The 15,582-nt window shown below is 47.4% G+C and carries 10 protein-coding genes; 3 read left to right on the top strand and 7 right to left on the bottom strand.

Going from position 1 to position 15,582, the window contains the following annotated elements; translation table 11 throughout:
- Nucleotides 1–249: 249 nt before the first annotated feature.
- The 3 genes from cysI to ABTV53_RS12480 form a co-directional block, all read right to left on the bottom strand.
- Nucleotides 250–1,971 (bottom strand): assimilatory sulfite reductase (NADPH) hemoprotein subunit, encoded by a 1,722-nt coding sequence (cysI, locus tag ABTV53_RS12490; protein WP_339242206.1) that lies wholly within the window; start codon nucleotides 1,969–1,971, stop codon nucleotides 250–252.
- Between the two features lie 56 nt (nucleotides 1,972–2,027).
- Nucleotides 2,028–3,863, bottom strand: coding sequence for an assimilatory sulfite reductase (NADPH) flavoprotein subunit (locus ABTV53_RS12485; RefSeq protein WP_433753289.1), 1,836 nt, complete (start codon nucleotides 3,861–3,863; stop codon nucleotides 2,028–2,030).
- A 219-nt stretch (nucleotides 3,864–4,082) separates the two neighbouring features.
- Nucleotides 4,083–4,460, bottom strand: coding sequence for a winged helix-turn-helix transcriptional regulator (locus ABTV53_RS12480; RefSeq protein ID WP_421891114.1), 378 nt, complete (start codon nucleotides 4,458–4,460; stop codon nucleotides 4,083–4,085).
- A gap of 186 nt (nucleotides 4,461–4,646) precedes the next feature.
- On the opposite strand from ABTV53_RS12480, the gene ABTV53_RS12475 reads away from it, so the two are divergent.
- A complete protein-coding gene (locus ABTV53_RS12475; RefSeq protein WP_433753288.1) occupies nucleotides 4,647–5,207 on the top strand; it encodes an NAD(P)H oxidoreductase in 561 nt (186 codons plus the stop codon).
- A 192-nt stretch (nucleotides 5,208–5,399) separates the two neighbouring features.
- On the opposite strand, the gene ABTV53_RS12470 is transcribed toward ABTV53_RS12475, so the two are convergent.
- Nucleotides 5,400–10,625, bottom strand: coding sequence for an S-layer homology domain-containing protein (locus ABTV53_RS12470; RefSeq protein WP_433753286.1), 5,226 nt, complete (start codon nucleotides 10,623–10,625; stop codon nucleotides 5,400–5,402).
- On the opposite strand from ABTV53_RS12470, the gene ABTV53_RS12465 reads away from it, so the two are divergent.
- The gene (locus ABTV53_RS12465; protein WP_433753284.1) at nucleotides 10,625–11,053 is read left to right on the top strand and encodes a hypothetical protein; all 429 of its coding nucleotides are present in this window, start codon (nucleotides 10,625–10,627) and stop codon (nucleotides 11,051–11,053) included. The two genes, ABTV53_RS12470 and ABTV53_RS12465, sit on opposite strands and share 1 nt — an antisense overlap.
- Nucleotides 11,054–11,072: 19 nt before the next feature.
- Here ABTV53_RS12465 and ABTV53_RS12460 read toward each other — a convergent pair whose 3' ends face one another.
- Entirely contained in the window at nucleotides 11,073–12,629 is a 1,557-nt protein-coding gene (locus tag ABTV53_RS12460) for an ABC-F family ATP-binding cassette domain-containing protein (protein ID WP_315935147.1), read from the bottom strand.
- A gap of 197 nt (nucleotides 12,630–12,826) precedes the next feature.
- On the opposite strand from ABTV53_RS12460, the gene ABTV53_RS12455 reads away from it, so the two are divergent.
- Nucleotides 12,827–13,300 carry an SET domain-containing protein gene (locus tag ABTV53_RS12455; RefSeq protein WP_433753281.1) on the top strand — a complete coding sequence of 158 codons (474 nt, stop codon included), beginning with the start codon at nucleotides 12,827–12,829 and terminating at the stop codon, nucleotides 13,298–13,300.
- Between the two features lie 228 nt (nucleotides 13,301–13,528).
- Here ABTV53_RS12455 and ABTV53_RS12450 read toward each other — a convergent pair whose 3' ends face one another.
- Nucleotides 13,529–14,149 (bottom strand): DUF1349 domain-containing protein, encoded by a 621-nt coding sequence (locus tag ABTV53_RS12450; protein ID WP_433753280.1) that lies wholly within the window; start codon nucleotides 14,147–14,149, stop codon nucleotides 13,529–13,531.
- Nucleotides 14,150–14,186: 37 nt separating this feature from the next.
- Nucleotides 14,187–15,533 carry a dihydrolipoyl dehydrogenase family protein gene (locus ABTV53_RS12445; protein WP_433753278.1) on the bottom strand — a complete coding sequence of 449 codons (1,347 nt, stop codon included), beginning with the start codon at nucleotides 15,531–15,533 and terminating at the stop codon, nucleotides 14,187–14,189.
- Nucleotides 15,534–15,582 lie beyond the last annotated feature (49 nt).

Here is a 15,582-nt window from a genome sequence, read left to right as displayed (position 1 = left end):
CTGCTTTCTACTATGCCATTATATCTTGTTGAGCGTACTTCAACAAGTTAATACCTACGAAAAACTGGGAGTAACTGCGGTGATTATCCAGCCTCATTCGAAGATTAACCTCAGTTTATCCTCTTATAAATCTCTCAGCATCAACTAACTTAGCTCTATTCACTCCATATATAACAAACAAGAAGCACCCCATAAGGAATGCTTCCGTCCCTAAATCAGTCCTAACTTCAATTCATCTTACCTGGTCCATCAAGCGTGAAATTGTCGACCATCCAACACTTCAGGAACATATCCTGCACGAATGACAAAGTCACCGAAATGTTCCCCTTCATTGCGCTCTCTGGCATATTGGTTCACCATTGGTGTCAACGTGTCCAGAATCTCGGTTTCGCCAATGTTTTCTTTGTAAAGTTTATTCAGGCGATGTCCGGTGAAGCTGCCACCGAGATACATGTTGTATTTCCCAGGTGCTTTACCGATAAATGAAATCTCCGCCAGCATCGGTCTTGCACATCCGTTCGGGCAGCCCGTCATTCGAATGACAATCTCTTCGTCTCTCAGCCCGGCTTCGTCCAGTACTGGCTCCAGTTTGTCGATCAGAGACGGCAAGTAACGTTCGGACTCAGCCATCGCAAGGCCGCAGGTTGGAAGCGCAACACAGGCCATCGAACTTCTGCGCAGTGCTGAGTAATGTGCCCCATCCGTCAGGTTATACTGCTGAATGAGTGCTTCAATCTTTTTCTTCTTCTGGCTGCTAATGTTACCGATGATCAGATTTTGATTGGCAGTCAGACGGAAATCACCCGTATGCACTTTGGCAATCTCACGTAAACCCGTCATGAGAGGATATCCATCCACATCCTTGACACGACCATTCTGAATGAACAGCGTGTAGTGCCATCTACCATTATTGCCTTTTACCCAACCATATCGATCTCCGTTTGACTCAAAATGATATGGACGTGCCGCATCCAGTTTCCATCCCAGACGGCTGGTCAGCTCTTCGACAAACCATTCCACACCGCGATCATCCAGCGTATATTTGAAACGAGCATGTTTACGAACTGCACGATCTCCATAATCACGCTGAATCATAACTGTTTTCTCTGCAACATCAATCATTTGCTCCGGAGTACAGAAACCAATGACTTTGGACACCTGAGGATAGGTTTTGGCATCACCATGAGACATGCCCATCCCGCCGCCAACGGAAACGTTGAATCCTTGCAGCTTCCCGTTCTCCACAATAGCAATAAAGCCAAGATCCTGTGAATAAACATCCACATCATTGGATGGTGGTACAGCAATACCGATCTTGAACTTACGAGGCAAATACACTTTGCCATAGATTGGTTCAACTTCTTCGTCAGAGTCCTGCGAATCAATCACTTTCTCGCCGTCCAGCCACAGCTCATGATATGCCCGCGTGCGAGGGTCCAAATGATTACTTACTTGACATGCCCACTCATACACTTCAGCATGCACATCGGATTGATTCGGATTCGGGTTACACATCACGTTACGGTTTACGTCACCGCACGCAGCCAGTGTGCTTAGCAACGAATCGTTCACTTCACGAATGGTGTTCTTAAGATCCCACTTCAGTACACCATGCAGTTGGAAAGACTGACGTGTGGTCAGACGAATGGTCTGATTCGCATATTTATGTGCCACTCTGTCCATCATCAACCACTGCTCCGGGGTTACAATCCCACCGGAAGCACGTACACGCAACATGAATTGGTATGCAGGTTCCAGCTTGGATTTGTGACGCTCATTACGCAGGTCACGATCATCCTGCATATAACTGCCGTGGTGTTTCATCAGACGATTGTCGTCCTCTGGAATTGCACCCGTGATGCGATCAGCCAACGTTTCGGTCAGGCTTCCACGCAAGTAATCACTTTTGATCTTTATATCTTCCACATCGCTATTCGTGCGCTGTGGGTTAAGTAAGTTATTATAAACCATGCTGCTTTCTCCTCTCGTCTCTGCGGGATGGTGCAATCCGGCTAAGCCGGTAATAATTAATAGACGTCCCGCTGATAACGTTTCTCCTGCTGCAACCGTGTCAGATATTCTGATGCCTGCTCAGGTGATAATCCACCTTCTTGTTCAAGAATCGTGGTGAGCGCAGCATGCACATCATGTGCCATTTTTTTCTCATCACCACAGATATATACGCTCGCACCTTCCTGAAGCCACTGGTACAATTCTTTGCTGTGTTCCAACATACGATGTTGTACATACACCTTCTGTTCCGTATCACGTGAGAAGGCTACATCCATCTTCGTGAGCACACCATCTTTGAGCCAACGCTGCCATTCCGTCTGGTACAAGAAGTCAGTGGAGAAATGTTGATCTCCGTAGAACAGCCATGTCTTGCCTTCTGCGCCTGTTTCTTCACGCTCACCAAGGAAGGATCTGAACGGTGCTACGCCTGTACCTGGGCCAACCATAATGATCGGCGTATCCGGGTTCTCAGGAAGCTTGAAATTCGGGTTATGCTGTATATATACTGGCAGGGTGTCGCCAGCTTCGATTCGTTCAGCCAGATGTACCGAGCATACACCGTAACGTTCTCTGCCACGCGCTTCATAACGAACCGTACGAACGGTAAGATGAACTTCATCCGGGAAAGCCTTCGAACTACTCGCTATCGAGTACAGACGTGCCGGAATTTTGCGAAGAACAGCTACAAATTCTGCAGCAGGAATACCTTTCAGATCATAATCATGAACCAGATCCAACAGATCACAGCTATTCATGACTGTACGGAATTCGGAATCATCTGCGAGTAGCGCTGTCAGGCCACTACCAGGATTCAGTTTCGCAAGTTGTTCCACGACCGGTTTCGTCACCGCTGTAATTTCAAAATAACGCAGCAACGCTTCATGCACAGATGCCTGATCCCCGTTTTTATTCACGGTAACGCGCTCATCGGCATTCCATCCCATGGCTGCAATCAATTCATCGACAAGGCGCGGGTGGTTCTCAGGAAATACCCCGAGGCTATCACCAGGCTCGTAGTCCAGGCTGGAGCCTTCCAAAGACAATTCAATGTGGCGTGTTTCACGGTCCGATCCTCTGCCATTCAGATTGAGATTCTCCAGCACTTCAGCCTTGAAAGGGTTCGTACGATCATACTCGGATTCCCCGCCGCTCACCGCAGCTGTAACAGCCTCAGTGGTTACTGCACCTGCAGCAGCCGATGTGCTGCTTAATGAGGCCAGTACTTCATTCATCCATTCCGCCGCTGCTTCATCAAAGTCAACATCACAATCTACGCGCGGTACAAGAGCTGTACCACCGAGCTCCTGCAATCGTTTATCGAAGTCCTTACCTGTCTGACAAAAGAACTCATAGGAGGTATCTCCCAGAGCCAACACCGAGTAACGAAGTCCTTCAAGCTTGGGAGCCCGTTTGCTGTTCAGGAATTCATGCAACGGAATCGCATTATCCGGTGGTTCACCCTCGCCATGCGTACTGACGATGATGAGGAGATTTTCAATTTTCTTGAGTCCGTTCGGTTTGAAATCTCCCATCGATGACAACGTTACCTGAAGACCCTGCTCTTCAAGTTTCTTGGCCAGCTTTTTCGATAGGCCACTGGAATTCCCGGTTTGTGAACCAAAAAGCACGGTAACTTCCTGGGATACTGGCGGAGCACTGACAGGTGCAATACCTGTAGTTGGTGCAGCCTGTACCAGGTTAGCTGGAGCCGCTATTGTCGCGCTTGCCTGAATTGCTGCAATATATCCGCTCAACCAAGTCCGTTGTCCATCGGTCAATGTAGGAATAAGACGATTAAGCAGTTCAACTTGTTCTTGATTAAAAGGGCTGTTTGTCACTTGAAGTTCCACTGTTTGCCACCTCGCGCATTGCTTCGATTTTAATTCCGACTAAAATCATCACATTAATTTAATTTCTTCTCTCTAAAACCTAACACACCGGGTGTTGAGGGTCAATTTCAATGATTTTATAGCATTTATCAGTTTCGCTGATAAAGGACAAAAAACAACAAAAACCCTCCTTTTCAAATCAAGGACAATTTTTGTTTTATTTTTAATTTGGCGGCCAGCTCAAGTTGAAGTTGAAAGTGGAATATAGTCACTAAAATGATCTCCCAGCACTCTGCTTTTATCTCCGTATACTCTGTCCAAATGGTTCTCCCCCCACAGACATATGCGGTCAATGATGTCCTGTAGTGTCAAGCCGTACTCTGTCAGCTCATACTCTACTTTGGGCGGAATCTCGGGATGAATAATTCGATGGATGATTTCATTTTTTTCCAGTTCACGCAACTGCTGAGTTAAGACCTTCTGGGTAATGCCGGGAATGGCTCTGCGAAGTTCGCTTGTTCGTTTTTTACCTGATATCAGCTGATGCAGAATAAGAATCCTCCATTTTCCACCGACCAGTTCCAACATCGCCTGCACACCACTCTCATATTTTTTCATTTCTTGTTCCACTTGTACTCCCCCATAATTCACATATATGTATATCCATTATTAAAAGTAACCGAAGAACCTCAAGGTTTCTACAGCACTCGAAGGTGCGTACTTCTCAATAAGATGTCATGAAACTTATAATAACATTGGTCAGAATGTTTAACCAAAAAAAGAAAAAAGGATGGTTACTCCTACATGAAAGTTAAACTGGTCGTTACTCACCCAAGACAGGATTCCCTAACATTTGCCGTAATGAATCGTTTTATAGAAGGTATGCAGGAGAATTCCCATGAAATTGATATCCTCGATCTCTATCATGACGGATTCGATCCATTATATGGTGTAGAAGATGAGCGAGACTGGCAAAATCCCGATAAACAGCATGCCCCTGCGATTCGCAAAGAGTTGGATCGTGTGCTTGCGGCTGATGCCATTGTATTTGTTTTCCCGATCTGGTGGTACAACGTTCCCTCCATGCTCAAAGCATATCTGGACAAGGTATGGAACATGGGGCTGCTGAACAAGGCAAACTCCAAAAAGGCACTGTGGATTGCACTAGCTGGGGGGACGGAGGCTTCATTCCATAAATACGACTATTACAACATGATTTCCAATTATCTGAATAACGGGATCGCTGGCTATGCAAGAATGCAGGAATCCCGAGTCGAATTTCTCTATGAAACCATTTCAGAATCCAAAGAACATATCGAGAGCTTACTGGAACAAGCTTATCAAATCGGCAAACATTACAATTAACAAATCGCAGACATTACAGATAACAATTCGTAGAAGTTACAGATAACAACTGTTAAACGACATAAATCTACTCAGTCGTTGAGCAAATTACTTTTCGCCCATCGCTGGCGTACAATCAAGAAGGCTTACTCCAACCTGGTTTCCAGGTCAAAGTAAGCCTTCTTTTTCATACGCTACGATTCTGGTGTATCATTATTTCTTCCATACCAGTTTACTCATCATCGCATATAACAACGTAGCCGATTCGGCTCGGGTCGCTTCGTCAAGTGGTTTCACCTCACCGTTGTACCCGTGGGCGATGCCCAGATCCACAAGTAATGCCACACTATCCCGGGCATAGGAACGAATCTCGGAAGCATCATGGAAACGAGTAAGGTTATCCGTTGCAGCCGTCTCGGCGTCAACCAGACCAGCCGCTGCAAGTGCTCTAACTGTCAACGTCATCATCTCCTGACGAGTGATCGTCGACTCTGGCAGGAAGCGCCCGTCACCGGTACCACTGGTGATACCTAGTGAACGCGCAGCTGTAACTGCTTCGTAATATGGAGCCTTTTCGTTTACATCAGTGAATGCATTCCCGGAAGAAGCATTCAAGCCGAGCGCAGTCATCAACCATTGCATGTATTGACCGCGAGTCATGTCCTGTTTTGGATGCAATTCTGTGGAATCACCACTTTCCTTGGCATCAATCACACCTCGAACAGCCAATGCCTCCATCGCTTTCTTGGCCCACTGCACTTCTGCAAGATCTGCGAATGTCTGCTCCACAGGCACAGCAGCATAATTTCCTGTGAGTGATGTTACGGAAAATACAACCTGCCCGCTGTTTGGATCGTAGTAACTTTGCGGCATTGGGTTTGCCACACCGTTCGCGCCAATGGCAAATGCTACAATTCGATCCTGCTGAGCATTTTGTGACGATTGGTAAGGCAGACGTAGTATCAACCCGCTTTCCGATGGCCATGGTTGACCATCCAGTTGAAGTTCAAACTGGACTCCATATTGCGTGCCAAGCTGATCTGCAACTTTTTTTGGTAACTCCGTTCTGACCAAGCGGATGGATGCAATTCCATCACCAACGATGTCCTTCGTTAACAGTGTCGCAGGAAGCTCCAACATGCCCAGCTCTGTAACCATGTTGAGCACATGTGACTCACTCTGAGCTATCAACACAGAGGCAGGTAGAGACACTTCATATGCCGTCGCTCCCGAAACCGGATTCATCCGAAGTTCGACCAAGCGCTGACCCGCATCTGTTACGGGGGCAACTTTAAAAGCCTCTTCGATCGTTGAAGCATCCACGTTGGACTGCACTACCCCCTTCTGGTCAGACTGTCCCTGCAACTCCAGAACGGAACGGTCTTTCTCCGGTTTAGGTTGTGGTACAGCATTCCCTGCACCTTGGCTAACACCTTCTGATTGTCCGCCATTGTTGTTTGAACCAGAACTATTCCCTGAATTTCCACCTGAATTGCCGCCTGGGTTGCTACCCGAACCAGGGTCCGATCCTCCCGGGGAAGAACCAGACGCAGGCACCTTCACCGTCAAAGGTACAGTCAAGGCTCTACTGTCGTCAGACGTTCGAGTAATTTCCAACTCCAATGTTACTGTTGTTTCCTTCGATGGTGGGACAATCGTTCCATCGGTTTGAATGACAGTCGGTACCGAACTGGAAGCGATCTTCACCGTGAAACCTTGTGGCACGGATGGTAACTTCAGTTTTTTTGCATCTGCGGAAGGCTGTTCCAGTGCCGTAATGCCTGTAGCTACACCGGCAGCGCTCTGCTGAGCCGTGTGCACTTGATAAGCGGAAGATACACCTCTCAAGGATTGCCCCGTCGCATCCAAAGCTTCCACTTTGTAATAATATTCCGTGCCGGGGTTCAGTTCACTGTCCGTGTACTCCCGTCCATTGCCGTTATAGACCACCTTGTACTCACCTTGCTCACGATCTGAGCGGTAGAGCTTGTAGCTTGCTGCACCAAGATGAGCATCCCACTGAAGCGTTGCGCTCGTTGAATCGAACGCCTCAGCATGAAGGCCAGCACTATCAGTTGTAGGAGGTACGGCGTCGGGTTTGACGATCATAATCCAACTAATCATCGGGTCCTGCGATGCCGTATTACGCACGGTCAATTCCAGCTTGTTGTCCGACACGCTGATGCCTTTGTGGGCTCTAACGCTGGCAGGCGTAAAAGTAACTGCACCGGTATTCGTGCCATTGATCATAAAATTCGCTCTACGCGATGCATTGGTCCACGGATCGTTGAATCCGGCGTACACATCGTATGTCCCGTTTGGCACATCAAATCTATAGGTTAAGTCCGTGCCTTTAGGGGAGTTGCTGACATTGCCACCGTTCAGATAACGTACGGTCGAGAATATATCCCCGCCATTCGAACCGGATGCAAGTGCATCTGCGCCGATATATCCCCAATCTCGACCCTCTGCCGGAGCGTACATCTGATCCGCCGTTCCCGGGTTGGCAAGTGTTCCTTTCATATAGGTACCCATAAGATTGTAATCAGCCGTTTCGTAACCTCCGCTATTCACAAAATATAGTGCATTCTCTGGAATGACGTTTACACGAACCGCCTGCTTTTTGTTGTTATATTCCGGTGTCGTTACCTGCAACGTAAGCGGTCCTGGCTTAGCAAAATCTTCTGCCGTCATCGCCCGGTTGTCAATGGTCCATACGGCTGGCGTTGACACCAGTTCATCACCGTCGCGTACATTCAATGTTGTTGGCAAGGATGGTACTTTGCCAAGCGCCACGGTTTCTGGCAAGGGATCAGCGATATCCACCTTGCCCATCGAATTCAGCAGATCAGGTGTCCAGCTGTTATACCACTTGATCGCGATATCCGAGCCTATTCCAAACTCAATGGGCAAGAACACGTATTTTGCAGCATCATTTGAGAAATTGCCACCATTCCACGTATCCCCCACGTATATGAACTTGCCTTTTTCCGGATCGACCGGAATGACGGATGTCGTCTGTGTGCCAAATGCCTTGCCTGGATCGGGATCACTCGGCAACGTTCGCACAAACGGATTGGTCTGTGTTGACCACGGGCCAAAAATGTTATCCGCCACCGTCACTTTGTTTTCGTTAGGGGCCCAGCCGGAAGCTCCGGAAGTCAAAATATAATATTTTCCCTGATACTTAAACATCGCCGGTGCTTCACGTTGCCCTCCAGGGAACACACGCACGTAATCTACGCCGTACTCAGCCTGATAGGTGGAATCACGTACCGGATTGCCTTTGTCATCCGTTCGTCCTTCCTTATGCCACCCTGTTACGTCACTGTAGTCTTCATTCAGTTTGGAGATATAAAGCGTCAGGTTTTCTTCGCTGGAGTAGATCAGATAACCGGTGCCATCATCATCCTTGAACAACGTCATGTCACGTGCCATACCCTTATCACTTGGAAAGTAATCTTTCTCCCCTTCCGGGGCTCTGTCCATCCGGTAACTCTTCTGATACACAAAAGGTCCTGTTGGAGAGTCACTGATCGCATAACCGGCTCTCGCCTTACCGTAGTTCGCATTATCGTTATAGGGGTCCTTGTCGCCGTCCATGTGGGCCCACATCACGTATTTCTTCGTTTTGTCGTTGTAGATGACCTTTGGTCGTTCAATGATCCGTCCTTTGCGAATATCTGCCCAGATATCCACGCGGTCCTCACGACCCGCATACAATTTGGAGATCAAAGGGTCATTGTCAAAATCATCCATGGATTGAAGTGTTGATAGAGCCATGCCTTCATCCGTCCAATTCATCAGATCCTTGGATGAATACACACGCACACCAACCGCTGGCCAGCCGCCCTTATGATACTCACCATACCAGTAATAGGTCTCCGTCTGTTCATCGTAGAAAAAACCAGCTCCATGCGCATCGATCGGTTTACCCTCCAAATCTGGCCACAATTGTCCTGGTGTAATGCTTGTGCGAAGTGTGGCAACACCCAACGGTGCGGATGCTGGAGAAGTTACGCCGTCAACGGTCGCCTGAATGGTGTAAAAATATCCTGTGCCCATCGTCAGACCACTATCATTAAATGTGCTTTCATTGCCACTATAGACCTGCTGATACGTCCCCGTAGCACTGGTAGACCTGGAGAGCGTATACGTTACATCAGATCCGTTAAGGGCATTCCACCCCAGAGAGATTGATGTATCCGTCACAGCTGTGGCAGCAAACTCTTCAGGAGAGTCGATGGAGTACGTAGTGGCTTCTGCAACGGTGAATGCTGACTCCCCGGCTGCGTTAAAAGCCGTTACGCGATAGCTGTAGCTCTTGCCCGGCTCAAGTGCCTTATCCGTAAATGTGAGTCCCTTCCCTTCATAGATCTGCTCGTATTGCTCACTGCCAGCTTCGGCCCGAACCACGCGATAACCAGTTGACTTGTCCACAGCGGACCAAGATAGCTTCACGCTTGTGGCATTAAGTGCTTCGGCCTTTAATTCGCCAGGAGCCTGTGGTGCCGCCGCAGTCGTCCGAATTTCCAGAGGAGCACTCCATAGTGACTCGGTTAGGCCTCCGTATTCATAAGCGAGCTTGTAATAATACACCGTATCCCCTCTTAATCCTACCTCCCTGTGTCCCAAAGATCCGGTACTGGTTACCAGAGAATAACCACCTTCAGGCGTAGAGGAACGGTACAGGCGATAGGCTGATGCACCCGCGATTTCAGACCATTGTAGTGAAACCGAAGACGCCGTCTGCTCAGCAATGGAGAGCTGAATATCGTTCCCAGGCGGTTGCTCGGCAATGATCATGTCATCTGCATGTACCAACTGCCACTTATTCCGAATGCCCACGGTACCTGACGCGTATGTAGAATCGACCAGATCAAATACCAAGCGATCAGAGCCGTTTTCCGCGATATACCCGCGAATGGTGGCACCTGATAACACCACTTTGAGGGTATACCATGTATTTTTGGCAAATGCATAGTCCACTGTTTTCAAAGTGGTATCTGATCCGTTCACCCTTTTCGAAAAAACGAGTTTATTATTGGGAACCTGCATTTGAAAATAGTAAAAGTTGCTCTGATCCTGAAACCGCGGCAATATTCCCGGATATCCTTGACCGGCTCCCGTATAAAAGCGCATGGACACGGTCATGTCCGATATGGAGTCTCCAGTAGAAATAATGCCTTCAGTGGTATCACTCTGGAAAAGCGTGAAGTTGGACGCATCTGTCGGGTCCGAGATCACTTCCCAGTTGCCTGAACTTACATTCCACGCGGGTGCTTCCGTGTATTCCCCATCTGAAAAATCGTCCTGCAGCAACGTGACGGGTATTCTACCCAGATCGGCATACGCCTTACTCGGCAGCATTAACGGTCCCGAAGACAGCGCAAGTGTTGCAGATAACATGAATATCATGGGTTTCCTGAGTTTATCCAATGTTCATTCTCTCCTTTGGCGTGAAAGATGAAAGCATGGTTCTTGAAGGCGCGGTGGTGTTGATCAGCCTATCTCAGCAGCCGGCGGTCAGTACAGAGCGTGTTCCACCTCCTTATTTTAATGAAACCGGTTTCATTGGAGTGCAAAAAAAAGACCTGACTTCCCTTCTAATTGCAATGATATCCATACGGAATACCGTCTCTCCCTTGCCCCTATGCAGTGAAACAGGTTTCTATCATGTAAATGTAATCGCTTTCCTGAATTATATTATTGCCTTATTCAAGCTGTCAACTGTGAATTGGGCGCAAACATTTTTCGTTAAAACCACGCAAAAAAGCGCGAGTTCTGCATGTTTTGCAAGCAAAATTCGCGCCTTTTTTTCATCGTTCGAGCTTGTTCTCAAGCTCGAACGTATTATTAGTGTGTGACTTTTTGAACAACCTCTAATTAGAATACTTTCGTGGTCCACGACTCACAATTCCAAGTCTCCGTAACTACATCACGGTAGAATTCCGGTTCGTGGGAGATCAGAAGAATACTGCCTTTGTAAGCCTTGAGCGCACGTTTCAACTCTTCCTTGGCATCAACGTCCAGATGGTTCGTCGGCTCATCGAGTACAAGCAGGTTGGTTTCATTATTGATTAGCTTACAGAGACGCACTTTAGCTTTCTCCCCACCACTTAGTACAGCTACCTTGCTCTCAATGTGTTTTGTAGTCAAACCACATTTTGCAAGTGCAGCACGCACCTCGAATTGGGTATAGGAAGGGAACTCCTGCCAGATCTCTTCGATACATGTATTGTAGTTGGCATCCTTCATCTCTTGCTGGAAGTAACCAATCTCCAGATGTTCACCGCGTTGAACGGTTCCTTCCAGAGCCTGAATTTCACCCAGAATACTGCGCATCAGGGTTGTTTTACCGATTCCGTTTGCACCAACGAGGGCGATCTTTTGTCCCCGCTCCATACGCAGATCCAATGGTCTGGACAACGGTTCATTATAACCAATCACAAGACCTTTGGTTTCGAAAATGAGCTTGCCCGACGTTCTTGCATCACGGAAGTTGAATTGCGGTTTCGGTTTCTCCTTCGCGAGTTCGATAACATCCATTTTGTCGAGTTTCTTCTGTCTGGACATTGCCATGTTGCGTGTAGCTACACTTGCTTTGTTACGCGCTACAAAGTCCTTGAGGTCAGCAATCTCTTGTTGTTGGCGCTTGTACGCCGACTCCAGCTGCTGTTTTCTCATCTCATGTACTTCCTGGAAGTGATCATAATCCCCCACATAGCGCGTCAGATCCTGATTCTCCATGTGATAGATCAAGTTGATAACACTGTTCAAGAACGGAATATCATGAGAGATCAGAATAAAAGCATTCTCATATTCCTGCAAATAACGTTTCAGCCATTCAATATGCAATTCATCCAGATAGTTCGTAGGCTCATCGAGCAGCAAAATATCGGGTTTTTCCAGCAGCAGCTTGGCAAGCAGTACTTTGGTACGCTGTCCACCACTCAGGTCATTGACGTCTTTATCCAAACCGATATCTGTCAGACCGAGACCACGTGCGGTTTCATCCACTTTGGCGTCGATCATGTAGAAATCCTGGTTCGTCAGCGTATCCTGAATTGTGCCCACGTCTTCAAGAAGTTGTTCAAGCTCCTCGGGAGTCACATCGCCCATTTTGCCATACATATCATTCATTTCCTGTTCCATGTCGAACAAATACTGGAACGCGCCGCGAAGTACGTCACGGATCGATTGGCCTTTGTTCAATACAGCATGCTGGTCCAGGTAACCAACACGCATCCGTTTGGACCACTCCACCTTGCCTTCATCCGGCTGAAGTTTCCCAGTAATAATGTTCATGAAGGTGGATTTACCTTCACCATTAGCCCCGATCAGACCAATATGTTCGCCCTTCAACAGGCGGAATGATACGTCGTTAAAGATAGCACGGTCACCAAAACCGTGGCTTAATTTTTCTACATTTAATATGCTCATTCATGACACCTTTTCTATATAGACTTAATTCTTTGTATATTATAAGCGTTATATCCTGCACAACTCAACGCCATATTCAAAATTATTGCACCTTTTTGTCTGAAATTTGCCTTATATGAAAGGATGGGTTAAAATTTTGCCTTAACGAATTACTACTATATAGAACGGAGCTCTTCGAAGAGCATCAGGTGAAGATTATGATTGAAGTAAAACAATCCAAGTTGGGTGATGGCGGTGAGTTTAACCGCGGGGTATTTGCTACCGTTGATATTGCCAAGGGAACGCTTATCCATCAGGCACCCGTCGTGCCTTACCCGAATGAAGATCATGAGCATGTCGAAAAAACGATTTTGGAAGATTACGTATTCGAATACGGGGCGAATCATACCGCCATTCTGCTCGGCTACGGCAGTCTGATCAACCACTCCTATGAACCTAACGCTACCTATGATATCAATTTTGATAACCACACCTTTGACTTCTACGCGTATACAGACATCAAGGCTGGCGAAGAAATCGTCATCAATTATAACGGTGAGGAAGACAGCATGGACCCGTTATGGTTCCTGGACGATTACGAGGAGCGTATGCTGGAGTTCAATAAGTCCAATGATGATGAGGGTGAAAAAGAGACTGAAACCCAGTCGCTGAATACGGACACGAGTAAATAAACGTTAAACTTAAAAGTTCTCAAGGACTGTCGTTGTAAATGCGAAAAAACTAGCGCCCCCCGGTGAATTGTAAAATGAGCACCTGGAATACTCTTCAGGGTGCAAAGTTTAAGCACGGAAATAAGCAAGCCCTCCGTTAACGGAAGACTTGCTTATTTGTGTTGTCTTTCTTGGTAAGCGAGATATACTTGCTCAAATATCATTGTTTAGCATGCGTCTTAACTTGTTTTAATCCGTAATCGGAGGATCTGTGTGTAAGTCAGCATCGGGTGGCGTGGATCTCCACTTGGTAAAGGCTACCTCGAATCCTGCACGCTTCGGTGCACACAGAAATGGGCCTGCGTGTTTGTTCGTCGGATAGGCAAACCGTGCAACACGAATCGTACGCCAAGGATGCTCATCTGTGCGAGCACGAATGACAACGGCCTCGTTACTGTAGGAGGCTCTGATTGTTACGATTCGTCCACCCCACTCTGGCACAGGAGAGAGTGACCAATCCGAATACGTATCCGTCACGACGGCTCCAACATGTGCCACGCCATCGTTGACCTCAACTCCGGCCTTGATCCATTGGTCTTCTCCATACCATAACATTAGTCCCGCCTGATCATATAATTCGGTGAATGAGCTTAGATCAAAAGATACCTCAATCGCTTCCGTTCCGTCCCATGGAGCAAGCATGGCATGTCCATCCCGATGACAGAACCCGTAGAATGTGTTCTCCCAGAAGTCACTGCCTTCCCGAGCTTCCACAACGAAACGATCCCCATCCATCCGTGCAGCAACGGGTTCCTTAGTCCACTTGCCTTCATGAAGCCCAATAAAATCCGATGACATCGTTGTTTTCATCCTTCCTTCCGTCCCAAAGGGGAGTTCATCATCACTTCTACATTAGAGAACCCAGGTCCGATGCAGCAGTAGGATATGCAAAATTCATGGTGTTTAACTGATCGATAGTCAGATTGAACTGAATAGCCATTGCAAAAAGGTTGATCAATTCTTCTGTTTTGCTCCCGAGCACATGCGCGCCCAGAATACGCCCAGTTGATTTATCGATCACTACTTTGGCCATGGCAAATTTTTCATGAGTTCGCTTGTAAGTATACCATTTCGACATATCATTTACCTGCACCTCATAGCCCTCTTTCTTGGCTTGCTCCGTGCTCATACCTACAGCTCCAAGGGCAGGGACAGTAAACACAATGGAAGGCATCACTTTATAATTAGGTTTATGTTGATTTCTCTCCAACAAATTGAACGATACTGCCCGGGATTCCTGACCTGCTAACGGGGTCAAAGGCAACCCTTTCGTATCGGTTACATCGCCAGCAGCATACACTCTCGGATTACTTTCGCTTTGCAAATACTCGTTCACCGTAATACCCTTTTTGCTGTAGCTGACGTTGCCTTTCTCCAATTCCAGCCCATCCACATTGGGAATACGCCCGGCTCCATGAACGACAAGTCCGCACTGCCACTTGTGATCTGCACCATTGCGTGTGCCATGAACGATATAGGCGTTCCCCTCTTGCCGTACGGACTTCACCTCTGCGTTCAAATGAACATGAATGCCGATCTCTTTCGATTTTTGCATTAAAGATTCAACCAGTTCCGCATCAAATGATTTCAGCGGCTGTTCACTCCGATGTAGGATATGAACCTCCGTCCCGGCTCTGGCCGCAATATGCGCAAACTCAAATGCAATGTATCCACCGCCTACCAGAACTAATCGATTAGGCAGCTGTTCCAGATCCAGAAAGTCATCACTATATATAAGATGCTCTGAGCCCTCAATCTCAAGTGGCGCTGGTCTTGCACCAGTAGCAACGAGGATGTGTTCGCCATGGAGCACTTCTTCTCCCACTTGAATATGGTTTTCATCAACAAATGAAGCTTTACCATGGAACGTGTCCATTCCTGCCTGTTTGAATTTATCCTCGGTTGCTCTAGGTATGCTCTCGGTAAAGGTACGTTTAAAGGCCATAAGTTCAGACCAGTTGATAGTTGCCTGTCCCAGAATTCCTTTCCCTTGCATCCGTTCATTCCAGTCAATCAGCTCAGCCGCTCCAGCCAGCACTTTCTTGGGATCACAGCCACGCAGTGCACACGTTCCGCCGAACTCACGTTCATCAATTACAGCGATTTTCCATCCAGCTTCAGCGCAACGGATGATTACAGAGCTTGCCGCGCTTCCTGTTCCAATCGCAATCAAGTCATAGGTTTCTTGTGTCATCAAGGTTCCTCCTCATCCTTTTGGTACATCTATTGCAGGGATGCCTGAA

It is taken from the genome of Paenibacillus amylolyticus (genome assembly GCF_050990605.1).
GTDB classification, from domain to species: domain Bacteria; phylum Bacillota; class Bacilli; order Paenibacillales; family Paenibacillaceae; genus Paenibacillus; species Paenibacillus amylolyticus_H.
The sequence above is the reverse complement of the archived record's forward strand: the minus strand, read 5'-3'. Positions and strand labels throughout refer to the sequence as shown.